20 protein-coding genes and 1 pseudogene are annotated in these 25,181 nt (G+C 31.7%); 7 read left to right on the plus strand and 14 right to left on the minus strand.

Annotated features, from left to right (window positions below):
• Nucleotide 1 precedes the first annotated feature (1 nt).
• From AC2D6T_RS02090 to AC2D6T_RS02140, 11 genes are all read right to left on the minus strand, one after another.
• Nucleotides 2-1,048 carry a VWA domain-containing protein gene (locus tag AC2D6T_RS02090; protein WP_484680292.1) on the minus strand — a complete coding sequence of 349 codons (1,047 nt, stop codon included), beginning with the start codon at nucleotides 1,046-1,048 and terminating at the stop codon, nucleotides 2-4.
• Nucleotides 1,049-2,053 carry a vWA domain-containing protein gene (locus AC2D6T_RS02095; protein WP_484680293.1) on the minus strand — a complete coding sequence of 335 codons (1,005 nt, stop codon included), beginning with the start codon at nucleotides 2,051-2,053 and terminating at the stop codon, nucleotides 1,049-1,051.
• A complete protein-coding gene (locus AC2D6T_RS02100) occupies nucleotides 2,040-2,900 on the minus strand; it encodes a BatD family protein (protein ID WP_484680306.1) in 861 nt (286 codons plus the stop codon). The genes AC2D6T_RS02095 and AC2D6T_RS02100 overlap by 14 nt, the downstream gene beginning before the upstream one ends.
• Before the next feature lie 231 nt (nucleotides 2,901-3,131).
• A complete protein-coding gene (locus AC2D6T_RS02105) occupies nucleotides 3,132-4,001 on the minus strand; it encodes a DUF58 domain-containing protein (RefSeq protein WP_484680294.1) in 870 nt (289 codons plus the stop codon).
• An 83-nt stretch (nucleotides 4,002-4,084) separates the two neighbouring features.
• Nucleotides 4,085-5,074, minus strand: a complete 990-nt coding sequence (locus AC2D6T_RS02110; protein ID WP_347186578.1) for an AAA family ATPase — start codon at nucleotides 5,072-5,074, stop codon at nucleotides 4,085-4,087.
• Nucleotides 5,075-5,186: 112 nt separating this feature from the next.
• Nucleotides 5,187-5,954 (minus strand): UDP-2,3-diacylglucosamine diphosphatase, encoded by a 768-nt coding sequence (locus AC2D6T_RS02115; protein ID WP_484680295.1) that lies wholly within the window; start codon nucleotides 5,952-5,954, stop codon nucleotides 5,187-5,189.
• 15 nt (nucleotides 5,955-5,969) lie between these two features.
• A complete protein-coding gene (locus tag AC2D6T_RS02120; RefSeq protein ID WP_347186576.1) occupies nucleotides 5,970-7,541 on the minus strand; it encodes a S41 family peptidase in 1,572 nt (523 codons plus the stop codon).
• Entirely contained in the window at nucleotides 7,534-7,959 is a 426-nt protein-coding gene (locus AC2D6T_RS02125) for a deoxycytidylate deaminase (protein ID WP_484680296.1), read from the minus strand. The genes AC2D6T_RS02120 and AC2D6T_RS02125 overlap by 8 nt, the downstream gene beginning before the upstream one ends.
• A 44-nt stretch (nucleotides 7,960-8,003) precedes the next feature.
• The gene (locus AC2D6T_RS02130; RefSeq protein ID WP_484680297.1) at nucleotides 8,004-8,585 is read right to left on the minus strand and encodes a HupE/UreJ family protein; all 582 of its coding nucleotides are present in this window, start codon (nucleotides 8,583-8,585) and stop codon (nucleotides 8,004-8,006) included.
• A 113-nt stretch (nucleotides 8,586-8,698) separates the two neighbouring features.
• A complete protein-coding gene (locus AC2D6T_RS02135; protein WP_484680298.1) occupies nucleotides 8,699-9,895 on the minus strand; it encodes an IS256 family transposase in 1,197 nt (398 codons plus the stop codon).
• Nucleotides 9,896-10,088: 193 nt separating this feature from the next.
• Complete coding sequence (locus AC2D6T_RS02140) at nucleotides 10,089-11,132, minus strand: LacI family DNA-binding transcriptional regulator (protein WP_298948903.1); 1,044 nt, start codon at nucleotides 11,130-11,132, stop codon at nucleotides 10,089-10,091.
• A gap of 155 nt (nucleotides 11,133-11,287) precedes the next feature.
• On the opposite strand from AC2D6T_RS02140, the gene AC2D6T_RS02145 reads away from it, so the two are divergent.
• The 3 genes from AC2D6T_RS02145 (at nucleotide 11,288) to AC2D6T_RS02155 (ending at nucleotide 14,054) form a co-directional block, all read left to right on the plus strand.
• Nucleotides 11,288-12,334, plus strand: coding sequence for a sugar kinase (locus tag AC2D6T_RS02145; RefSeq protein WP_298948902.1), 1,047 nt, complete (start codon nucleotides 11,288-11,290; stop codon nucleotides 12,332-12,334).
• 89 nt (nucleotides 12,335-12,423) lie between these two features.
• A complete protein-coding gene (locus AC2D6T_RS02150) occupies nucleotides 12,424-13,092 on the plus strand; it encodes a bifunctional 4-hydroxy-2-oxoglutarate aldolase/2-dehydro-3-deoxy-phosphogluconate aldolase (protein WP_484680299.1) in 669 nt (222 codons plus the stop codon).
• 146 nt (nucleotides 13,093-13,238) lie between these two features.
• Nucleotides 13,239-14,054: a DMT family transporter gene (locus tag AC2D6T_RS02155; RefSeq protein WP_298949159.1), complete on the plus strand. Its 816-nt coding sequence runs from the start codon at nucleotides 13,239-13,241 to the stop codon at nucleotides 14,052-14,054.
• A 73-nt stretch (nucleotides 14,055-14,127) separates the two neighbouring features.
• On the opposite strand, the gene galE is transcribed toward AC2D6T_RS02155, so the two are convergent.
• Nucleotides 14,128-15,183: a UDP-glucose 4-epimerase GalE gene (galE, locus tag AC2D6T_RS02160; protein ID WP_484680300.1), complete on the minus strand. Its 1,056-nt coding sequence runs from the start codon at nucleotides 15,181-15,183 to the stop codon at nucleotides 14,128-14,130.
• A 101-nt stretch (nucleotides 15,184-15,284) separates the two neighbouring features.
• Here galE and AC2D6T_RS02165 point away from each other — a divergent pair, with 101 nt between their 5' ends.
• From AC2D6T_RS02165 to AC2D6T_RS02175, 3 genes are read left to right on the plus strand one after another with little or no spacing between them, the layout of a single operon-like run.
• Nucleotides 15,285-16,283: a GntR family transcriptional regulator gene (locus AC2D6T_RS02165; RefSeq protein WP_484680301.1), complete on the plus strand. Its 999-nt coding sequence runs from the start codon at nucleotides 15,285-15,287 to the stop codon at nucleotides 16,281-16,283.
• A 20-nt stretch (nucleotides 16,284-16,303) separates the two neighbouring features.
• Nucleotides 16,304-17,452, plus strand: a complete 1,149-nt coding sequence (galK, locus tag AC2D6T_RS02170) for a galactokinase (RefSeq protein WP_347187150.1) — start codon at nucleotides 16,304-16,306, stop codon at nucleotides 17,450-17,452.
• 20 nt (nucleotides 17,453-17,472) lie between these two features.
• Nucleotides 17,473-18,501 carry a UDP-glucose--hexose-1-phosphate uridylyltransferase gene (locus AC2D6T_RS02175; protein WP_484680302.1) on the plus strand — a complete coding sequence of 343 codons (1,029 nt, stop codon included), beginning with the start codon at nucleotides 17,473-17,475 and terminating at the stop codon, nucleotides 18,499-18,501.
• Between the two features lie 234 nt (nucleotides 18,502-18,735).
• Here AC2D6T_RS02175 and AC2D6T_RS02180 read toward each other — a convergent pair whose 3' ends face one another.
• Nucleotides 18,736-19,848: a helix-turn-helix domain-containing protein gene (locus AC2D6T_RS02180; RefSeq protein ID WP_484680303.1), complete on the minus strand. Its 1,113-nt coding sequence runs from the start codon at nucleotides 19,846-19,848 to the stop codon at nucleotides 18,736-18,738.
• Between the two features lie 1,463 nt (nucleotides 19,849-21,311).
• On the minus strand, nucleotides 21,312-21,440 hold the full coding sequence (locus AC2D6T_RS02185; RefSeq protein ID WP_484680308.1) for a hypothetical protein: 129 nt from the start codon (nucleotides 21,438-21,440) through the stop codon (nucleotides 21,312-21,314).
• On the opposite strand from AC2D6T_RS02185, the pseudogene AC2D6T_RS02190 reads away from it, so the two are divergent.
• Nucleotides 21,430-25,170, plus strand: a pseudogene (locus AC2D6T_RS02190) (Ig-like domain-containing protein); the annotation flags it as partial. The gene AC2D6T_RS02185 and the pseudogene AC2D6T_RS02190 overlap by 11 nt on opposite strands.
• Nucleotides 25,171-25,181: the final 11 nt, after the last annotated feature.

Raw genomic sequence — 25,181 nt, forward strand, 5'->3', positions numbered from 1 at the left:
TCTATTTTTTATTGTTTTCTTCGTTAAATAAATCTACTTTTTTAAGCCATTTTGTTTTCTTATCAAATAAGAATATATCTATTACTAGAAATAATAACCCTAATGCTAAAAACCATTGAAACTGATCTTTGTAGTCTGAAAACTGCTTGGTTTCAAACTCATTTTTTTCTGCATTCGCAATAATATTTGCAATTTTATCTACAGGATTGTCTGTAACATTTCCATCTATATAACTACCATCAGAGGCATCTGCAATACCTTGTAAAACTTTGGGTACTCTTTTGCTAATTACAGTTTCTCCTTTATTATCTTTTTTATAACCAATCATAGAACCGTTTAAACGCATTGGTATTGGACCACCTTTTTCTGTACCTACACCAATTGTGTAAATTTTTACACCTTCGTTTGCTAAATTCTGTGCTACTTGTTTGGTTTCTTCTTGGTGGTCTTCACCATCAGAAATTATAATTAAAAATCGATTGGTTTGCTCGTCGTTATTGTAATAGGTTTTTGCTAGTTCTAAGGCTTCGTTTATTGCTGTACCTTGGCTAGAAACCATATCTGGATTTGCATTTTGTAAAAACATATTGGCAGCCCCATGGTCTGTTGTTATTGGTAATAATGGATAAGAATTACCTGCATACACAATAATACCCACTCTATCTGAACCTAATTTATCTATAATTTTAGAGATAATTTGTTTTGATTTTTCTAATCTGTTTGGGGCAATATCTTCTGCCAACATACTTTTAGAAACATCTAAAGCAAAAACAACATCTACACCTTCTCTTTTTACCGTTTTTAATTTGGTTCCCATTTTTGGATTGGTTAAACCAATTACTAAAAAAGCAATACCTACTAATAAAAAAATAAGTTTTAAAGTGTTTTTAAATGTTGATGAATTTGGTGCTAGCTTTTTTAATAATGCTGCATCAGAAAATTTACATTGCGTTCTTTTTTTCCACCAAAAAACCAACAAGAAAATCACAATCATTGCAGGAATGATTGCTAGCAAGTAAAAATATATTGGTTCTTCTATTCGATACATCTAAATAAAACTCTTAAAAATTGTGTTTCTTAAAATAAATTCTAATCCTAATAATCCTAGAGCAATAAATACAAAAATTCTATATTTTTCTTGATAATTGTAATATTTGAATTCCTCTATTTTTGTTTTTTCTAGTTTGTCAATTTCATCATAAATCTCTTTTAAAGATTCGTTGTCTGTGGCTCTAAAATATTTTCCTTCAGTTTCTGTAGCAATTTCTTTTAACAAAGCTTCATCAATTTCTACTTGTTGTTTTCTAAAGTTTAATTTGCCAGTTCTTGGATCTCTACTCCATGGAAAATCTGCCATTCCATTTGTACCAATACCAATGGTGTATACTTTAATACCTAACTCTTTTGCTAATTCTGTAGCAGTTCTTGGATCTATATTACCAGAATTATTTACACCATCTGTTAACAAGATAATTACTTTACTTTTTGCTTTGCTTTCTTTTAACCTGTTTACACCAGAACCTAAGCCCATACCAATAGCTGTACCACCTTCTAACTGACCCCACTTTAATTCAGAAATGGTTCTTTTTACAATACCTTTATCGCTGGTAATAGGTGTTTGTGTAAAACTTTCTCCAGCATATACTACAATACCAATTCTATCATTGGGCCTTCTATCTATAAAATTTACTGCTACTTTTTTTAAAGCTTCTAATCGGTTCGGTTTCAAATCTCTAGCCAACATACTTGCAGATACATCTATTGCCATTAAAATATCTATACCTCTGTTTGTTTTTGTTTTTTTACTAACAGATACATTTCTTGGTCTTGCCAGCGCAATAATTGTTGCTGCTATGGCCAATATTCTTAATGCATATAATACCGGTTTTAGCTTTGTTATTATAGAGGTTGTTTTAAAACCTTTAACACTAGGTACAGTTAATACTGCTGCATCTTTTTTACGCATAAAAAAGTGCCAAATTGCTAAAATGGGTACTGCTATTAGTAGCCACAAAAACCCTGGACTGTAAAATTCAAAATTACTCCAATCCATCTTCCTCTTCTTTTTCTATTGTTGGTTTTGGTTTTAAGTTGCCAATTATATACTCTGCATCTTTTCTATCGTCTTCTATTTCTGGAGCCAAAGGTTTAGATTTTGCAAATTTTACCAAATCTGCTTCTCTTAATAAATCTTTTAGCTTGTCTATCGTTTCTCTAGAAGTTTGTATGGTTTCTACATCTTTAAAATCTTTTAACATCGATAAAACTTCGTCTGTGGTATTTTCTAAGGCAGGTACTTTTAGTTCTCTTTCTATATAACCTCTTACAATTTCTGTTAATTCAGAATAGTACTCTTTTACCTTGTTGTTTTGCCATAAAAGTTTTTCATCCAACTCATTCAACCTATAAATTGCTTCTTCATAAGGTGGTAAGGTTCTATAGGTTGGTGTTTCTTCCTCTTCTTTTCTTTTTCTGATGACAAACCAATAAATCCAAAAAGCAATAATGGCTAAAACTGCCAAAGCTATGTATATATATATTTTAAAATCATCAAAAGTGTAGGGTTCGCTTTTAATAGATTTTATTGGAAATTTTTTAATTTTTGTAGTGTCTACAGCAACAGAAGCTACATTTACTAATAATGAGTCTGTTAAATAAGCTTGATTTTTTACAAATATTTGTTGTTGAGGTATGTAAAAAGCACCACTATCAAAACCGGTTAGTATATACCTTCTAATTAAACTATTTTTTAGGGTATCTATTTTGGTAGAATCTATAACTTCTAAACCCTTTAATTGTAATTTAGGTAGTATAACATTTTCGGTTTCGTTTATAGATATTTTTAGATTAAACTGCTCTCCAATTCTAATATTGGTTGTATCAATTTCTACTTTAACCATAGAGTTTTGAGCAAAAGTAGCAAAGCTGAAAAAAACAAATAAAACAAAATAAAAGCCTCTCACCTCAATCCTCTCTCCAAAAGAGAGAGGACGTTTAGCTTGTGCTTTTTTTATAGCTTTTGGAAGCATTTTATGTCTACTATTTGTTTTCAAATTTTTAATCTTTTTTATGTTTTCACAAACTTTTATACAAGAGTGTTTCTTCCCTTTGGGAAGATTAAGATGGGCTTTTTATCTTCCTTTATGTTTAAAATAACCTAATAATTTTTTCACATAACTTTCATCAACTCTAGTGTTTATAGTGCCTGCACCACCTCTTTTAAAAGTGTTTGTAAAATAATCGTTTAAACGTAAAGCGTTTGCTTTGTAACTATTTCTAACAGATTTAGATGATGTATTTACCAATTGTACACTGCCAGTTTCTGCATCTAATACAGGTACCATTCCTAAATTTGGAATTTCCTCATCATGTTTATCAAATACTTTGATGCCTGTTAAATCGTGCTTTTTTGCGGCAATTTTTAATGTTTTTTCATAGTCATCATCCATAAAATCAGACAGCATAAAAACAATCGCTCTTTTTTTTAAAACACTAGATAAAAACTTTAAAGCTGCTGCAATATTGGTTTTTTTACTTTTAGGTTTAAATTCTATCAATTCTCTAATAATTCTTAATACATGACTTTTTCCTTTTTTTGGAGGAATAAAAAGCTCTACATCATCAGAAAAAAGAATTAAACCTACTTTATCGTTATTTTGGGTAGCAGAAAAAGCTAATGTTGCCGCAATTTCTGTTATAGTATCTTTTTTAAATTGGTGAGATGTACCAAAAGATTCTGAGCCAGAAACATCTACCAACAACATCATGGTTAGTTCTCTTTCTTCTTCAAAAACTTTTACGTAAGGTTCGCTGTAACGTGCAGTAACATTCCAATCGATACTTCTAACATCGTCTCCAAATTGGTACTGTCTAACTTCAGAAAAAGTCATACCTCGCCCTTTAAAAGAGGAGTGGTATTCACCTCCAAAAATATGATCAGACAAACGACGTGTCTTAATCTCTATTTTACGAACTTTTTTGAGTATTTCCTTAGTATTCAACGTGTAACTGTTTAATTGTTTAAAAGTGTAACTGTTGGTTTTGCGTAATTGTTGTGTTTTAAACAATTACACGATTACACATTTTATGGCACTTCTACTTCGTTGATAATTGAGTTAATGATGTCTACAGAAGTTACATTTTCTGCTTCAGCTTCGTATGTTATGCCAATTCTGTGGCGTAAAACATCTGTTACTACAGCTCTAACATCTTCTGGAATTACATACCCTCTTCTTTTTATAAAAGCATAACATTTAGCTGCTTTAGCTAAGTTGATGCTTCCACGAGGTGATGCCCCAAAACTAATTAAGTCTTTTAAATTTGCTAAGTTGTATTTTTCTGGGTAACGTGTTGCAAAAATGATATCTAGAATGTATTTTTCTATCTTTTCATCCATATAGACTTCATTGGCAACTTCACGTGCTTTTATAATTTGATCTACAGAAATTACTGGGTTTACAGTTGCAAAACCACCACTTAAATTCTGACGCATAATTACTTGTTCGTCTTGTAAACGTGGGTAATCAATAACCACTTTTAACATAAAACGATCTACTTGTGCTTCTGGTAATGGATATGTACCTTCTTGTTCTACAGGGTTTTGTGTTGCCATTACTAAAAAGGGTTCGTCTAGCTTAAATGTTTCATCACCAATTGTAATTTGGCGTTCTTGCATTGCTTCTAGTAAAGCAGATTGTACTTTTGCGGGTGCTCTGTTAATCTCATCTGCCAAAACAAAGTTTGCAAAAATAGGGCCTTTTTTAATAGAAAAGTCATTTACCTTCATGTTGTAAATCATGGTACCTACAACATCTGCAGGTAATAAATCTGGTGTAAATTGTACTCTACTAAAACTACCTTGTACTGCTTTAGATAAGGTATTAATTGCAAGTGTTTTTGCTAAACCAGGAACACCTTCTAGTAAAATATGTCCGTTTCCAAGCAAACCAATTAACAAACTTTCAATCATTTGTTTTTGCCCAACAATAACCTTATTCATTTCTAAGGTTAAAATATCTATAAACGCACTTTCTCTTTCGATTTTCTCATTAATAGCTCTTACATCTATATCCATTCTATGTTATATTATTTTTATTTTATTTAGTGAAACAAAGCTACAATTTTAACAAAATTATTTTGTTAAAACAAGGTTAAAGATTAAGGTATTAGAAGTGTATTAAATAGGATTAGTCTTTAAATTCTGTTAATTTAAATTCTGTATTGGAGAAAACACCAAAAGTAAAGTACTGAATCCAGTCTCCAAGGTTGATGTATGTACTGTTTTCTTGTAATTTTATTTCTAAAGGTAAATGTCTATGGCCAAAAACAAAATAGTCATAATGTGTTTCTGTGAGTTTCTTTTTACAATATTGTACTAGCCACTCATTTTCTTCACCTAAAAAATTGGCATCTTCATCACCAGAAATCAATTTGTTTTTTACAGACATGTATTGCCCTAATTGTATGCCTAAATCTGGATGTAACCATTTAAACATCCATTTAAATAAAGGAAAAGTAAACACTTTTTTCATGCGTTTGTAGCCTTTATCTCCAGGGCCTAAACCATCTCCATGACCAATTAAAAACTTTTTATTATTGATGAGAAACTCTTGTGGGGCATGATACACAGGTATGTTTAATTCCTTTTCAAAATAATCATTCATCCATAAATCATGGTTGCCAACAAAGAAATAAACAGGAATTCCGCTATCTTTTATTTCTGCTAATTTGCCTAAAACCCTTACAAATCCTTTTGGTACTACTGTTTTATACTCGAACCAGAAATCGAATAAATCACCTAATAAAAAAATGGCTTCTGCATCTTTTTTTACAGTATCTAACCAGCTTACAAACTTTTTTTCTCTAGCAAAACTGGTTTGTGCTGTTGGTGCACCTAAATGTTGGTCTGATGCAAAGTAGACTTTTTTATTGTTAGAAGTTGTTATCGAAATCATTTTTACAAAGAAAAGCTATTCTTGTTTAGTTTCCAACTCTAAAACTTTTTGCAGCATTTTATCTTCTTGATGAATGATTCTGTAGAAACCAACATCGCCAAAAAGTACATTGGCGATAGAGGCTTTTAGGTATTTTTTTATGCTTTGTTTTGCTCTAAATGATGGTGTAATTTTATCTTTTATTTCTGATAAATAAGTATCAAATATTTTTTCGTCTTTATCAAAACCATTGATATAAGTGGCTATAGTCCAATTTTCTAATTTTTTACGATTGTTATCTACATACTCAAACGCAAAATTATTGATGGTATTAAAGTAGAAATTAGACATGTAAGAAGTAGTATCTACAGCCACAAAAACATCGGGTATAATACCACCACCACCATAAACTACTTTGCCTTTGGGTGTTTTAAATTTTAAAGAATCTATTACTTTAATACTGTCTTTACTTAATAATTCTCCACTATTTATTCTTTGTTGATAGTCTTTGTAATAGTTTTTGTTTCCATTTCCAGCATATGGTTTTTGTATAGAACGACCTGTGGGGGTATAATATCTTGCTGTGGTTAAACGTACTGCAGAACCATCACCTAAATCCATTTCTATTTGTACCAAACCTTTACCAAAAGAGCGTCTTCCAATAATGGTACCTTTGTCATTATCTTGCAAAGCACCTGCTACAATTTCTGATGCTGATGCTGAGTTTTCATCAATTAAAACATACAAACCACCTTTTTCGAAATCTCCTTTTGAAGTGGCAAAAGACTCGTCAATTTCTCCTTTATTATTTTTGGTAAAAACAATTAGTTTATTGTCTTCTAAAAACTCATCTACAATACTATTTGCAATGTCTATAAAACCACCACCATTTCCACGAAGATCTAGTACTAAATTTATCATACCATTATTTACCAAAGTTTTTAAAGCGCTTTTAAATTCTCTATAAGTATTTCTTGCAAAACGATCTAATTTAATATAACCTAGAGAATCGTTAATCATGTAAGCTAAATCTACACTTTTAATATTTACACTACCTCTAGTAATGTTGATATTAAAAAGCGAATCTGTACTTTTTCTGTACACTTGTAAATTGACATCGGTATTTGGTTTTCCTTTTAAATATCTAGGTACAGCAACACTTAACATATTTTTACCAAAAAGGGTGTCTTTGTTGGCCATTAAAATTCTGTCTCCAGCTTTAATGCCTGCTTTAATACTTGGCCCGCCTTTTATGGGCTGTATTACAGTGATCGTGTCTGAAATGATGCGAAATTGTACACCAATACCTACAAATTTACCTTGCATACTTTCTTGAACTGCTTGTAAATTCTCTTTTGGTATATATACAGAATGTGGGTCTAATTTGCCTAACATTTGGGTAATTGCCCCATCTAAAAGTGAGTCTGTGCTTACTTTGTCTACATAATCATTTTCAATAAAATTTATCAATCTTTTTATTTTACGCTCTTGTGTAGAACTTTTAGAGAAAGACAACATATTGCCCGAGTTTCCACCAATAGAGACGCCTATAAAAAGACCAAAAATTACGGCTATAGATAGGTATAGAGGTAGATGTTTTTTATTCATAAGGTAAATTCATTAATTCTACACCTGCTTTTTCTAAAAATTTTAAGCCAGAACTGTCTTTGTATGCATTAGCATACACTACTCTTTTAATACCAGCTTGATGTATAAGTTTGCTACATTGTGTGCATGGAGAAAGTGTAATGTACAAAGTAGCATTTTTGGCAGATTGTGTAGAGCTTGCTACTTTTAAAATAGCATTGGCCTCTGCATGTAAAACCTCCCATTTTGTGGCACCACTTTCGTCTTCGCAACAATTATCAAAACCTGTGGGTGTTCCGTTAAAACCATCAGAAATAATCATTCTGTCTTTTACAATTAAAGCACCTACTTGCTTGCGTTTACAGTGAGATAATTTACCCCATTCTAAAGCCATTCTTAAGTAAGCTTTGTCGTATTTTAATTGTTTTTTTTCTGTCATTAGTACGAAAGTAAAAAGATTAATAAGATAGTAACGTTAATTAATTACCAAAAAATACGTTCTAACATCATTTGTATGGCAAATCCAATAACTATAGATGAGCAGACTAAAATCCAATCTCTTCTTGTAACTCTAAAAAAGTTTTGTAGTAAAGTACCCACGATTAAAATACCTAAAACTATAATTATTTGTGCAGCTTCTATGCCTAAGGCAAATTCTAATAATGGTATTAGTTTGTCTTCTTCTTTGCCAATCATCATTTTAAAATAATTAGAAAAACCCAAGCCATGTATTAACCCAAAAAATAAGGCAAAAACTAAGTTGGTGTTTTCTTTTCCTGTAGATGATTTTTTAGCGGTAAATACATTAATTACTCCTGTAATAAAAATGGTTACAGGAATTAGAAATTCTATCAAATTCATACTCACATTTAAAATACCATAAGTAGCTAATGCTAGGGTTATAGAGTGCCCAATTGTAAATAGGGTAACCAGCCATAACACTTTTTTAAATTGATTAAAGCTAAACACAACAGCTAAAACAATTAAAAATAAAATGTGGTCGTATGCAGAGAGGTCTAATACATGATTTAAACCCATCTTAAAGTATAAAATAAAATCGTTCATTATATTTTTAGTTTAGACGAGTTTCAAAGATATTAAAAAGATAAAAGAATGGGGAATTTTTGTTGACACTTTCCCAAGAAGTGTGTAAGTTAAAAATTACAGGGTTAAATTTTTCATAGTTTAATCCTGTTTTCAAATATAGCTAAAAATTGGTTTAGAATGATTCCCCAATTTCTAATTGGCATAGTCCATTTTCTTGTGGACTCTCTCAGAGCTAAAAATACAGATTTAATCACAGCATCATCAGTTGGATAAGAGAGTTTGTTTTTTGTGTATTTTCTGATTTTTCCATTTAAGTTTTCTATCAAATTAGTAGTATAAATAATGGTTCTAATTTCTAAAGGAAAATCAAAGAACACAGTGAGTTCATCCCAGTTATTTTCCCAAGATTTAATAGCATATGAATATTTTGAGTTCCATTTTATTTTAAAGTCTTCTAAAGCAGCTTTTGCAGCTTCTTTTGTAGGAGCAGTGTAAATTTGCTTCATATCCTTTGTAAAAGATTTTTTATCTTTCCACACCACATATCTGCAAGAATTTCTGATTTGATGCACTACACATATTTGAGTTACAGAATTAGGAAATACGGTTTTAATAGTATCTGTAAATCCGTTTAAATTATCAGTTGCAGTAATTAAAATATCTTGTGTGCCTCTGGCTTTAATGTCAGTTAAAACGGTCATCCAAAAGGAGGAAGATTCATTTTTACCAAGCCATAACCCTAGCACCTCTTTCTTCCCATCAACTCTTAATCCAACAGCTATATAGATGGTTTTGTTAATAACTTTGGTGTTCTCTCGTACCTTAAAAACAATACCATCCATCCAGACAATGAGATAAGTACCCTCTAAAGGTGTGTTTTTCCAAGCAATAATATCTGATGTGACTTTATCTGTAATTCTTGAAACAGCAGAACTTGAGATGTTAAAATCGTAAATCTCTCGTATTTGTTCTTCAATATCTGTGGTACTCATTCCTTTGGCGTATAAAGAGATAATGATGTTTTCTACTCCATCAGCTACATTTTCTCTTTTCTTAATAAGCATCGGATTAAAAGAACTGTCTCTGTCTCTGGGAACTTGAATTTGAGTCTCGCCTAAATTCGTTTTAATGGTTTTTGTTCCATAGCCATTTCGTGAATTAGAATTGTTGCTTTTTTGATGCTTTGCATAGTCTAAATGAGCATCTAGCTCGCCTTCTAAAATCTTTTCAACTCCGCGTTTGTGAAGTTGTTCTATAAAACTGGTCAGTTCTGATCCTGTCTTAAATTGTTTTAAAAAGTCTTCGTTTAATAAATCTTCTGGTTTCATAATAAATGTGTGTTTATAAATTTAGTGATTATTTAATCGTAAAGTTATCTCCGAAATTTTTCCTCATTGGGCAATAGGAATATTGACCTAGAAAAATTTCAGAATAACTTTACTTACACACTTTATGGTTTAGTACCTTTTTGTTTGAAGATAATAATTGGTTAATAAAATTGATTACCCAATTTTATTGTTTTTATACATTTGTTTTTAAGATTTTTTTGTTAGAAGAAGTTCTAATAATTAATTCTGCTTTTAATATTTGTTTCTTTAAAGATTGGTTAATTGTTTTCTCTTTTGTGTATCTTAAAAAAGTTTCTGCAGCCAATTTACCTATATCAGCACTATGTTGATGCACACTGGTAATACTTGGGGTAACCATTTCTGTAAAAGGTTCGTTACCAAAACCTACCAAAGCAATTTCATTAGGCATATTTATGTTGTTTTCATTTAAAACTTGCAAAGCACCAAGTGCAGCATAATCTCCTGCAACATAAACAGCATCTGGTCTGTTTTTTAAATTTAAAAGCTGTTGCATTTTTTTTCTACCATCTTCTTTAGTTAAACTACTTTCTAGCAAAAGTTCATCATCTAATGGTAAATTATACTTTTTTAAAGCATCTACATAACCTCTAATTCTGTTATTAAATATTCTTGTATGCTTAAAACCACCAATATGTGCAATTCTTTTACAACCTTCATCAACAAGATGTTTTACAATTATTTGGCTACTGTTATAATCATCAATACCTATATAATCTACGTTTAAATCATTTTCACCTCTATCAAATAAAATTAAAGGGATTCCTTTTGATTTCACTTTTTCGTAATGTTCTAAATCAATAGTTTCATTTGCCATAGATGCTATAATACCATCCACTTGTGTGTATAATAAAGTATCTATATTATCACACTCTTTTTTGAAAGACTCGTTAGACTGCGTAATAATAATATTGTAGCCTTTTTTATTTAAAACTTCCTCTATATTTTCTATTACAGATGAAAAAAAGTTACTATTTGTTCTCGGTACAATTACACCAACCAATTTGCTTTTTCCACTTCTAAGCGCACTTGCTAAGTGGTTTGGTTGATAATTAAGGTTTTTAGCAACCTGTTTTACGGCTTTTTTTGTTTTTTCGCTTATCCTTGCATCATCATGTAATGCTTTAGAAACAGCAGCAGCAGATATATTTAGCACACTAGCAATATCTTTTATGGTAGTTTTCTTTTTAGTTTTCAAATTTTTAATATATTTGCTTTAACGTTAAAGCAAATATAGAACGATATAAATTACAATCAAAATAGTAGATAAAAATAAGCTATTTTGATTTTATTTTAAAAAATTGGTTAAACGTTTAAGCAAATAACTATAAATAGTATAAAATAGCAATTAAAATGAGTAAAGTAGTAACATTTGGAGAGATCATGTTAAGATTAGCTCCACAAGGATTTTTAAGATTTTCGCAAGCAAATAATTTTGATGTGGTATATGGTGGAGGAGAGTCTAATGTAGCAGTTTCTTTAGCAAATTATGGTGTTGATGTAGATTTTGTAACACGTTTACCAAAAAATGATATTGGTGAATGTGCTATGATGGAAATGAGAAAACGTGGTGTTGGAGTAGATAAAATTGTTTGGGGTGGAGATCGTTTAGGAATTTATTTTTTAGAAACAGGAGCTGTATCTAGAGGTTCTAAAGTAGTATATGATAGAGCACATTCTGCCATTGCAGAGATAAAATCTGGGATGATAGATTGGGATGCTGTTTTTGAAGGAGTAGAATGGTTCCATTGGACCGGAATTACACCTGCAATTTCGCAAGGTTCTGCAGATGTTTGTTTAGAAGCAGTAAAAGCGGCAAGCGCTAAAGGGATTACCATTTCTACAGACTTAAATTATAGAGCAAAACTTTGGAAATATTGTGATGATGCACACAGAGAAAAAGTAATGACAGAATTAACTTCTTACTGTGATATTGTTCTAGGCAACGAAGAAGATGCAGAAATGCATTTTGGTATTAAACCAGCAGGAATTTCTGTACAAACAGAAGGCCATAATGTAAAAGCAGAAGCATTTTTATCTGTTTGTGAGCAAATGATGGAAAAATTTCCAAGAGCTAAAAAAGTAATTACAACCTTAAGAGGTTCAATTTCTGCATCTCATAACACTTGGGCTGGTGTTTTATATGATGGTAAAACATTGTTTCAAACACGCCAATACCAAATTACAGATATTGTAGATAGAGTTGGTGGTGGTGATTCATTTATGGGAGGTTTAATTTACGGATTATTAAAATACCCAGAAGATGACCAAAATGCATTAGACTTTGCAGTAGCCGCTTCTTGTTTAAAGCACACAATTAAAGGAGATGCGAACTTAGTTACTGTTTCTGAAGTAGAAAAACTAATGGGTGGTGATGCTTCTGGAAGAGTAGCACGTTAAAAAAGAGTTTAATTGTTGAATTTTGTAACTGTTAAGAGTTATAAAGTTCAACAATTACACGATTAAACAATAAAAAATTACACAAAATTATGGCTCAATATACAAGAATAGAAGTAGCACAAGTAATGAAAGATACAGGGATGGTACCTTTATTTTATCATTCAGATTTAGAAGTAAGTAAAAAAGTAATTACTGCTTGTTATAAAGGAGGTGCAAGATTATTAGAATTTACAGCTCGTGGAGATTTTGCTCACGAAGTTTTTGGTGAATTGGTAAAATATGTAACTAAAGAATTACCAGGAATGGTAATGGGTGTAGGTTCTGTAACAGATGCAGCTGCAGCCTCTAGATTTATGGCATTAGGTGCAAACTTTATTGTAACACCAGTTTTAAGAGAAGATATTGCAATTGCATGTAACCGTAGAAAAGTTTTATGGTCTCCAGGTTGTGGTACGCTTACAGAAATTGCAAAAGCAGAAGAATTAGGATGCGAAATAGTAAAATTATTTCCGGGTGATATTTACGGACCACAATTTGTAAAAGGGATCAAAGGGCCCCAACCTTGGACAAGTATAATGCCAACAGGAGGTGTATCTCCAACAAAAGAAAATTTAGAAGGATGGTTTAACGCAGGTGTAACTTGTGTAGGAATGGGTTCTAAATTAATGGCCAAAGATGCTAATGGTAACTTTGATTATGATAAAATTGAAAGTGCCACAAAAAATGCTTTAGACATTATAAAGGCACTTAGAAAATAGTTTTATGAGGTTGATTAGTTTATAAAACGAAGAAAACTCGGACTATTATTAGCTCCGAGTTTTTTATTTTAAATCATAAAAGAAAACCTAATTTTACAATTCAATATTCTTGTATGAAACCCAACAAATACACAGCCATTTATTATATGATTTTTAGTGTTATTGCTTTTGCAATAATGAATACTGTAGTTAAATATTTAAGTGGTTACAGCGTATATCAAATAGTGTTTTTTAGATCTATTGGTACTCTATTATTTACAATTCCTTTAATAATTAAACTAAAAATTTCCATTTTAGGAAATCATAAAAATCTCCTTTTTTTAAGAGGTGTCATTGGGGTAATTTCACTTACCTGCTTTTTTGAATCTTTAAACTATTTGGCTGTGGGTACAGCAGCTTCTCTTCGATTTACATCACCAATTTTTGCAGCAATTTTTGCGTTATTATTTTTAAAAGAAAAAATAAAACCTATACAATGGTTGCTTTTTTTAGTTGCTTTTGTGGGCGTATTAATTATTAAAGGTTTTGGAGTAGATGTTCATACAATTGGTATATTGTTGGCCATAACTTCGGCAATTTTTTTAGGGTTGATTTTTGTAGTTATTAGAAAATTAGGCAACAGAGAACATCCATTGGTTATTATAAATTATTTTATGGTAATGGCATTTGTATTTGGTGGTTTAATGTCTATAAACAATTGGAAACAACCAAATATGTCAGAATGGTTTTTATTGTTAAGTCTAGGTATTTTTGGTTATATAGGTCAATTATATATGACCAAAGCCTTTCAGTCTGATGAAACCTCTGTAATAGCACCTTTAAAGTATTTAGAAGTAATTTTTACCATAATTATTGGTGTCTTTTGGTTTGGAGACATCTATAATATATGGACCTTATTGGGTATCTTTTTAATTTTTGTAGGTTTAATTTATAACATATATTTAAAGAGAAAAACAAGTTAATTTAGTTCACCAATTAATTTGCCGCAAAAAACCAATTTTTAAAGTTGCTTTTTTTGTTTAACAACTAGAGTAATTAAAAATCACTTCCAGACCCTTTAGAGCTTTGTTCTTTTCTATATTTCTGTTCCCAATCCCAAGAAGATTTTACCATTTCATCTAAGGTTTTGTTTGCAGACCAACCTAATTTTTGTTTCGCTAAATTAGTTGCTGCATACAATTGAGGTACATCTCCAGGTCTTCTTTCTACAATTTCATAGTTTAGTTTAGAGTTGGTTACTTTCTCAAAAGAATTGATAACATCTAACACAGAAAAGCCATTTCCTGTTCCTAAATTAAAAATTTCATAAGGCGTATCTTGTTCTTTGTTTATGATTCGTTTTACTGCCAACACATGCGCTTTTGCTAAATCAACTACATGAATATAATCTCTTATTGGTGTTCCGTCTTTTGTAGGATAATCATTACCAAAAACCATTAATTTTTCACGAATTCCAGCAGCAGTTTGTGTAATGTATGGCATTAAGTTATTGGGTATCCCACTTGGTAATTCGCCAATTAAACCAGATTCATGTGCTCCAATAGGATTAAAATAACGCAAAGAAATAGCCTGAAAATTATTGGTAGCTTTTATAACATCATCAATTATTTCTTCTGCAATTTTCTTCGTATTTCCATAGGCAGAAGAAGGACGCTGTGTTTCGTTTTTTTCTGTAATTGGTAAGGTTTCTGGTGTGCCATAAACCGTTGCAGAAGAAGAAAATATAAAACCTTCTATGTTGTTTTCTATTTGAGCAGAAAGTACGTTTATTAGAGAACACAAATTGTTATTGTAATACATTAAAGGGTTTTTTACTGACTCGCCAACAGCTTTGTGAGCAGCAAAATTAATAATAGCCTTTGCATCTTTATGTTTTTTAAAAACGGCTTTAGTAGCTATTTCATCTTTTAAATCAACATTTACAAAAACTGGTTTTGTCCCTGTAATTTTTAAAATTCTATCTAATGTTTCTTCTGATGAATTAGATAAATCATCTATAATTACAACATCATAATTGTTTTCTATCAATTCAATTACTGTATGAGAACCTATATAACCACAGCCACCAGTTACTATAATTTTGTTTTGCATTTTGTTTCTTTTTTGAAGTTGTAAATATAATAAAAAATCATTACAAAAACCAACTAGAACCTACCAGTTGTTTATTTACCGAAAAAATGTATCTTTGTTGAATGGGAATTGTATCACTTAAAAAAAATATTGGGGTACCAAAATACAAACAAATAGTAACTTCTATAGAAGCTGCTATTGCAAATGGTGCATTAAAAAAAGGAGATCAACTACCTTCTTTAAACGCCATAAAAAATAAACATAAACTTTCTAGAGATACAGTTTTAACAGCTTTTAATGAGTTGAAAAATAGAGGTATTGTACATTCTGTGGTTGGTAAAGGATATTATGTTTTTAGTGAAGATGTGTTAGTAAAACAAAAAATATTTGTGTTGTTTGATGAGCTAAATTCTTTTAAAGAAGATTTATACAATTCTTTTTTAGAGCATTTGGGTGATAAGATTCAAATAGATATTTTCTTTCATCATTTTAATATTGATGTTTTTAAAAAATTAATTCATGATAGTGTAGGCAACTATTCTTACTATATTATTATGCCTGCCAATTTAAAAGAAACAAAACCAACGATTCAAAATTTACCAAAAGATAAAGTATATCTTTTAGACCAAGTTCCCAAAGAATTAAAAAATTACCCAGCTATTTATCAAGATTTTGAAAATGATATCCAAAAAGGATTGTTTACAGCTTTGCATGCCATTAGAAAATATGAAAAATTGGTTTTATTATATTCAAATGATAAACAACCCAAACAGTTGTTAAAAGGATTTAAAAATTTCTGTAACAATTACAAAATAAAGTATGAAATTACAGAAACCATTTACAAACGAACCCCAAAAAAAGGGGAGTTGTATATCGTTTTTGAAGACAAAGATTTGATTAAAATCATTAAAAAAGTAAAAGAAGAAAAATTACAAATTGCAAAAGACATTGGAATAATTTCTTACAATGATACACTTTTAAAAGAAGTAGTTGCAGAAGGTATTACAACCATTTCTACAGATTTTAAATTGATGGGAAAAACATTGGCAGAAATGATTTTAAAAAACAAACAAACATCTGTAATAAACCCAGGTAAATTACTTTTTAGAAAATCTATTTAATTTTAAAATAATCCACTAAAATGAGTGATAAATTAATAAAAGAAGTAAAACAAAAATTTACAGAAATCTTTACTATAGAACCCTTGTTAATTTTTTCTCCAGGAAGAATAAATATTATTGGAGAACACACAGATTATAATGGTGGTTTTGTGTTTCCTGCTGCGGTAGATAAAGGTATTGCCGCTGCAATTCAGAAAAGTGATACGGGTAGCTCTACTGCAATTGCTTTAGATTTAGATAGCACCATCCAGTTTGAATTAGACAAATTAAAACCATCAAAAGAAGGCAGTTGGGAAAACTACGTTTTTGGTGTGGTAGCAGAAATACAGAATAGGAATAAAATTATTGGCGATTTTAACATCATTTTTAAAGGAAATATTCCTGGTGGAGCTGGTATGTCATCATCGGCAGCATTAGAAAATAGTGTGGTTTTTGGTTTGAATGAATTGTTTGAGTTAGGTTTAACCAAACACGAAATGATTTTGATCTCTCAAAAAGCAGAACACAATTATGTGGGTGTTAATTGTGGCATTATGGACCAATACGCAAGTATGTTTGGTATTAAAGACCATGCTTTGCATTTAGATTGTAGAACCATAGAATCTCGTCCTTATAAGATTGATTTTAAAGACCATCAGTTATTATTAATCAACACAAACGTAAAACATAGTTTGTCGGATAGCGCTTATAATGATAGGCGTTCTGCTTGTGAAAGCATATCAGAATTATTAGGCATAGATTTTTTAAGGGACGCAACAGAAGCAGATTTAGAAACTGTTATAAATAAGGTTACTCCTACAAATTATCAAAAAGCACTATATGTTATTCAAGAAAATGCGAGAACGATTAAAGCGGCTAAAGCTATCAAAAATAACGATTTAGAATTGTTGGGTTCATTAATCTATCAATCGCATGCAGGTTTATCAGACCAATACAAAGTAAGTTGTGCTGAATTAGATTTTTTAGTAGCCCAAGCAAAAAAGAATAAACACGTTTTAGGAGCAAGAATGATGGGTGGTGGTTTTGGTGGTTGTACTATCAACTTAATTGCAAGAAGTGAAGTTAAAGCTTTTGCAGAATCAGCATCAAAAGCCTATAAAAGTAAATTTGATAAAGATTGTTCTGTGTATTTTATAGAACTTTCTGAAGGTACACACATCGTAAAATAAACGACTAGAAAAGAATTATAATGAAACATACAAACTTACAAGATTACGCTCATAAACGATTTAATATTTTAACAGGAGAATGGGTGTTAGTTTCACCTCACAGAGCCAAAAGACCATGGCAAGGCCAAAATGAAGTCGTAAATAACCAAAAACGACCTTCTTATGACGAAAATTGTTATTTATGTGCTGGTAATACCAGAATTAATGGAGAAGTTAATCCAAAATACACAGATGTATTTGTATTTACCAACGATTTTGCAGCTTTACAAAACGATTCACCAACATTTAATGTAAATGATGGTTTGTTAAAAGCAGAAAGTGAAACTGGTATTTGTAAAGTAATTTGTTTTAGTCCAGACCATTCTAAAAGTTTGGCAGATATGTCATCCGAAGAAATACAAAAAGTAGTTTTTGCATGGCAAAAAGAATATGCTAAATTGGCAAAACAACCCACCATAAACTATGTGCAAATCTTTGAAAACAAAGGTGCTGTAATGGGGTGTAGCAACCCGCATCCTCATGGTCAAATATGGAGTCAATCTACTTTACCTAATGAAGTTGATAAAAAACATACCCAACAACTCAACTATTTTAAAGAGAAAAAAAGCAGCCTTTTGGGCGATTATTTACAACAAGAATTAGCTGTAAAAGAAAGGATTATTTTTCAAAATGATGATTTTGTTGTCTTGGTTCCTTTTTGGGCGGTTTGGCCTTTTGAAACCATGATTGTTCCCAAAAAACAAAAACAAAGCATTTTAGATTTAAATGATAAAGAATCATTTCATTATGCAGAGGCTATTGCTGTAATTACAAAAGCTTACGATCAATTATTTAATACTTCTTTTCCCTATTCAAGTGGAATTCACCAAGCGCCTACAAATGGTTTAGACAATCATCATTGGCATTTTCATATGAGTTTTTATCCACCTTTATTAAGAAGTGCAACTGTTAAAAAATTTATGGTGGGTTATGAGATGTTTGGCACACCACAAAGAGATATTACTGCAGAACAAGCAGCAACTAGATTAAGAGATTTTGTGAGTTTATGAAAACTGAAATAGGGTAATCTCGAAACTAAACTTTAAAAGAATACCTTTTTTAAGTAAATAAAATTACGTTTATAAAATAGCAAATAAATATCTTTACTGTTAGAAAAAAAAGATCAATTACTACTTTTTAGGGTTTTTACCTTACTTTCAATTTATTTTTGATAGACCATCGATACATCAAAAAGTTAATTCTAAAATACTTGTATTAAGATTTTATTTGAAAACAAAAGACATTTATAATTTCCTTTTATCCAAGTATTCTCTTGGCGTACATTTTTCGTATTTTTTAAAAATAGAGTAGAAGTTAGATCTAGAATTAAAGCCAGTTTTTTCGGCAATATAATTTAGGTTATACGTTAATCTGGTTTCTTCTAATATTTTTTTAGCAAGTGATAAGCGTACCTTATTTTTTATATCTATATAACTTGTATTCTCTGACTTTAAGTAAGCTCTTATAATATGGTCTGGAAAGTTTATAAACGTTGCAAAATCTCTAAAACTGTTTTCTGAGTCCATAAAAAAATACTTATTTTTTTTTATTTCTTTAATTTTAAATGCTATTTGTTCTTTGTCATCTTCACTAATTAATATTTTGTTTGGTGTTTTTGAAAAAGGCGACTCATTTAAATAAGATTTGTTTATTTTTTTTAAGCTTAAATACAATTCTGGAGCTTTTACAAATTCTAAGATAAGTAAAAACAATAAAAAAAGATCTAGATTAATAATTGTTTTTAAGAGTAAGGTATTATAATTATTATTACTTATAATTAATACAATATGAACATAATATAATACTACCACACCAAAGGTAATTATTGTAACCTTTTTTAGCTTCTTTATATGGGGCACACTTTTTACTTTATTTAATCCAATAAAAGAAGCTGTTAGATATGCTATTAGGTGAATTAACCTTATGATATAGTTGGTTTGGGAGCTAAAAAAAATACTAACGTTTAAACTAGACTGTTTTTCTGGAGTTAAATAAAAACTATTAACCAACTCCATTTTTGTTTCCCAAGCAATCATGATGTATTCATGAATTGCAATGCATTGTATAACAAATGGTATTAAGTGAATAAGGTGTTTCTTTTGAAACTTAAATTGGTTATTTGTTCCTGCTTTTGTAAAAAAATAAAAACTAGGACCTGCAAGTAAATAAAAAGGCGTAAAATGATTAAAAAGTATTGTTTTTAAAACAGCATACCCTTGGCTGTTTACGGCAGTATGTGCAATGGCATAAATTACAAAAAGTATTAACGAAGTACTTAATAATTTAATTTTTAAGTTTTCTCTATTTCTTATAAAAATATAAATACAGAAAGATAAGGTAAAAAACAAAAGTTCCATTAGGGGGATATGAAATCAATTACAAATATAGTCCTTTTTTTTAAATTAGGTGTCCTTTTTTATAAAAGGATATATGTCTTCTTGTTTTTTTTAGATAAACAAATTAAGTAAAATTATATTTGTATTAGAAAAATTATACATCAATAATTTACAAACTTAAACACTTATTTAATAAGTTATTTTAAAACAATTGAACATTAAATTTAATAAACAAATGAAAATAAAAACAAGCTTAAATGTTCTTAGTATTTTTTTATTTTTTTTCTTTTCCGTTAACACAAGTGGGCAGAAAATAAAAAAAATAGAATTAGAAAAAATAAAAAACAATAAAGTCTCGAAATCTTTAATTTTAGATAAATCGCAAAAATCCATAGTTTCAGAAAACACTATATATTTTGTAAACAATAAAATAATTTCAAATAAAAGGTTAAAATTAATTCCGAAAGACTCTATTTTTTCGTTAAACATTATTCGTAGAGACACTATTGTTAAAGGTTTAAAATTTGATTCTCAAATTTTTGTAACACTTGTGAATAGTAGTAAAGAATAATTTCTAAGCTCTTTTCGCAACATCTATATAATTTCTTCTTACTAGATCTAAATTTATAAAAAATGCAAAGTAAAATATCATTATTATTTTTAATACTATTTTTCTCAATAATCGGGTTGAATGCTCAAAATTTTATTATCAATCCTTCCACAGATGGAGGATTTGAAGGAGCTCATGGCTGGACTATTGTAAACCATTCTACAGGCGAAAATAAATGGGTAATTGGTGAAGCTGAAAAGACCAACGGAAATTTTGGAGCCTATGTTTCAAATAACACAGATAACCAATTACTTACCTCTCCTCAAAATGCCAATGCGGTTATCTATATGTACAAAGATGTGATTGTCCCTTCAAACGCATCATCTATTTCACTTTCCTTCAAGTTTAAGAATACATCAGCTTCTAACAAACCCCCACGGGTCTTTTTTGCAAAAACTTCATTTTTTGAACCTAATCCAAGGACGAATGTCATTTATTCAGACTTTACCACAATAACGAAAGTGCTGAATAACACTCAGAATTGGGAGCCTTATACGAACTTCAACCCTTTAGTAGAAGATCGTACAGTTACCTTTACATCGCGAGAACTTGAACCAGGAGAAAGTTACCGAGTTATGTTTGATTGGTCTGCTTTGCAGCAAGGAAGTAGAACACAAACATCACCTCCAACCATTTGGCCCACCAACCCAAGAGTAGTTAGTAGCTCTGAGACCTACACACCAGGGACTACCACAACCCTAAATTTGGTATTCGATCAAGACGGACAAAATTATGAAGTACTTTGGTCAATTGAAGGGGGTGCACAGATAGAATCAGGACAAGGTACAAATACAATGGTTGCATTTCATCCTCTAGGTATTTCCGGCACACAAACTTATAGAGCAAAATTATTAGCTGTTCCAAGAACTCCTACTTATGAATCGAATGGTGTAAATAGTGGACCTATTGCTATAGATGAAGTAGCCTTATCGTTTGTTGGTGTCCCAAAGATTACTTCTCTAAGTGCTGAAAAAGCTGAAGTAGGAAGTAATGTGATTATCAATGGTGAATATTTCGATCCGATAGTAGCAAACAATATTGTGTATTTAGGAGGTGTTAAATGTGAGGTGGTTTCTAGTGATGACAACTCGCTGACTGTTAAAATTCCCTCTTACGTTGGTACAGCTTTCTTTACTGTAACTAATACAAATACAAAACTCAGTGCAGTATCACCCATTAAGTTTACACCTATAAATACAGATTTAGTCAATGCTGTTTATGCATCACACAGCTATAGCAATCTTGCTTTTGAAAATCCAATCAGCTTTTCTACATCTTTTTCTTCAAGCTATGATCAAAAGTTTGCCTTAATGGATCTTGACATTGATGGAAAATTGGATGTTGTGAGCTTTGCAAGCAATGGCCAACCAAACTTTTTGAAAAACACAGCTGTAGCAGGAAAGTTGGATACTTCAACTTTTGCGACAGTATCAACCTTCACAGGCGTATCTCCTACTTATACACCCAATTCTTCTAGGAGTATACTTTTTGCTGATTTCAACAATGATGGAAAATTAGATATAGGCGCTTCAAATAATTTCAATGATGGAGGTTTCGTTAACCCGAATACATCAATTAGCGAAACTGGTACCCTTGGGAGTAGTCAGTCCATCATGGCTTCTGGGAATAATTATAAGGTAAATGCTACATTACTTCCATTTGATATCAATAGAGATGGAAAGCTAGATGTTTTTGGTGTGTCAACGGAGCAAGGAACGGTTAGACCTTATTATACTAAAAATACTTCGATACAAGGTAGTTTTGGTTTTGAGACTATTGAAAGTGACAGAAGTTTTGATTTATCCTCAGCCTATGGAGGTGACTTTGGTGATTTTGATGGTGATGGTGCGCATGATGTAGTTTATGGAGCAGATGGCTATATTCTTTTGTTCAAAAATAACACTCAGCAGGGAAACCCATTTGTATCAAATTTTTCAATCCAAAGAATGGCAGTTTTACCATTGCCGAATGATTTTGGTACCCAAAAATCATACACTGTTAAGTTTTTCGATGTCGATGGAGATGGAAATCTAGATATTGTGGCAACAAATGCCACTAGGCCTTTGGTACATATTTGGAGAAGTACTGGAAGTGCTTTTGATGTAGAGCCGAGAAAAGATTTCAAAATTAAAGATTTACGAAATACAGTTGGCTTAGCTTTAGGAGATTTAAATGGAGATGGTCGATTAGATATTGTAACTGCTGATTATGTTAATGGGGCAGATACAAAGTTTTCATATTTAGAAAACCAATCCACAGCTGGTGCAGTATCCTTTGGAGAATCCGTAACTATTATTCAGTCAAACGATAGTTATCAGCAAGTTGAAATAGCAGATATTGATGGTGACAAGAAGCCCGATATTATTGGAGCCAATGTATCAAATAGTAGTCTAGATGTATTTAGAAATAGAGTTTTTGAGTCAGGTAGTATTGCTGAAAATCAAGTGATTTGTATTGGAACCTCCACTCAAGAGATTACTTCATTAGCACCAGGACAAGTAATAAGTGGAAACATTGTTTACAGCTGGCAGAGTTCTACCACAGATGAAATTTCTGGGTTTTCAACGATTGCTAATGAAACAGCAGACACTCTTGCGCCGGGCAACCTAACCCAAACCACCTACTTCAGAAGAGGAATTGCCAGTTCAGACGATCCTAATTCGGTGTATTATACAAATCCCGTAGAAATTAAAATTATTCCATTACCTACTATTACAGAAGCTGAAGATGTTACCATTTGTGGAACAGGTTCGGTACCTTTGGTTGCAACAACTTCCGCAGGTGAGACCTCTTTCGTAAATTGGTATGATGCGCCAACTGCTGGAAATTTATTAGGTCAATCGGTTTCTGGAGAGGTTTTTAATACCCCAGAGATTACTCAAAATACTACATTTTATGCAGAAGCAGAAAATGCTAATGGGTGTATTGCTGCAGCTAGAGAAGCTGTAGAAGCCATATTGAATTTGGCCATACCAACGGCTACGCTCGGTACATTTGAGGATACCAAATGTGATGCGGCAAGCTTTACCCTCACGGCATCTACCAGTTCTGAGGCTGTTATTAAATGGTATGATGCCGAGACAGAAGGAAATCTATTAAGAGAGGGCCCTTCATTTACTACTCCGGTAATTAGTGCCAATACCACTTATTGGGTAGAGGCAAGCAATTGTAATGGTGCTTCTACAAGAACTGCAATTCCGCTAACATTAATTCAAACGCCTTCGATTGTTGCAGCGCCAAGCCTTACCACTTGTCAGTTTAGTGACGTCGTACTCACGGCTCAAGCTTCTGCTGGAGGGGTTTTGAATTGGTATGAAAATCCAACAGGTGGTGTCCCGAACGCTGCTTATGCAACGATAAACAACTTAAGTGCAACGACTACCAGGTATGTTTCGGCTTCAATAACCGTAAATGGAGTTACTTGTGAAAGCCCAAGAACACCGGTTAAGGTCACTATGTTGGCGGGGCCTACGATTACTAATGCAATTTCTAATCAGACCGTTTATGGTGATCAGGCAGGTTCATTACCAAAGATCGTTAGTTTATGGGTAACTGAGCCTACGGGAACAACAATTAGTTGGTATGCTGATGCTGCCGGAACTCAATTGTTATTAGCTGGTAATAGAAACTATTCGGTTACTGCCCAAAAACAATCTGTTACATACTATGCCATTGCCACTAGTCTTGAAACGGGCTGTCAATCAGCACCTCGTGCAATAACGGTAACCTATTCAGGACCTACATTCGATGCCCTTGCGAATACCTTTGCCTTAACGGATCAAGAAAATGTGGTGGTAAAAGCAACGGGCTTAAGCAGACTTGCTACATCAACAGATTACGTATGGCAAAGATCAGATAATGGCGGGGTTTCTTGGACACCTCTAACGGCTTCTACCGATGCTGGGATTACCTACAGCGGGTTTGCTGGAAGAGGAGGGACGACAGCAGCACTAACTATTTCAAAAGCAGATGCTAAAATTCATGGTTTTCAATACCGATTGAAATTGTTCGGTACGAATAATTCAGATTTCGTTTATACCAATCCATCAATTCTTACCATTGCTGATGTCTATGGGGCTTGCGATGATGGAGATTTACCAGTTTCAGATTATACTTTTTCCACCGAGAAGACGGGCTTATCTGTAAATGGTGGAGGAAGCTTTACCAGTGATAAAACAAAGTTGACGGATGGAAATCTCCAAACAGGTTTGGTGGTAACCAATTCGCTGACAGAGTCAGTTACTAGTTCTTTACGCTTTGATGGTACCGATGATAATGTGTTAATTGGTAAACCTGCATCGATTCAAGCACTTTCTGGTGCGATAACAGTGGAGGCTTGGGTGTACCCAACTAGCTCATTTGGAAGTTTTTGGGATAGTAGACCTATAATCGGAAAAAGTAGACATTTTAATCTCTTATTAGGATATAATAATGGTGCGCCCTCTGTCGCTTTTAGAGTTGAAAATGGGAGTCAGAATGATGGTCCAATTGTTAATTCGAATCAATTGTCTTTAAATACTTGGATTCACATAGCAGGGACATATGATCCATCTAATAAACTGATAAAGGTGTATGTGAATGGAGTTGAAGCAGGAAGTGTTGAGAATCCAAATAATTGGACTAATAACGAAATGCTGCCAAGCAATAATGATTTATTTTTAGGAAAGCTCAATACTAAATATTTCAATGGAATTATAGATGAGGTCCGAATTTGGAACTATGTGAAACCTCAATCTGAAATTCA

This window comes from Polaribacter sp. YIW18 (assembly GCF_057219325.1).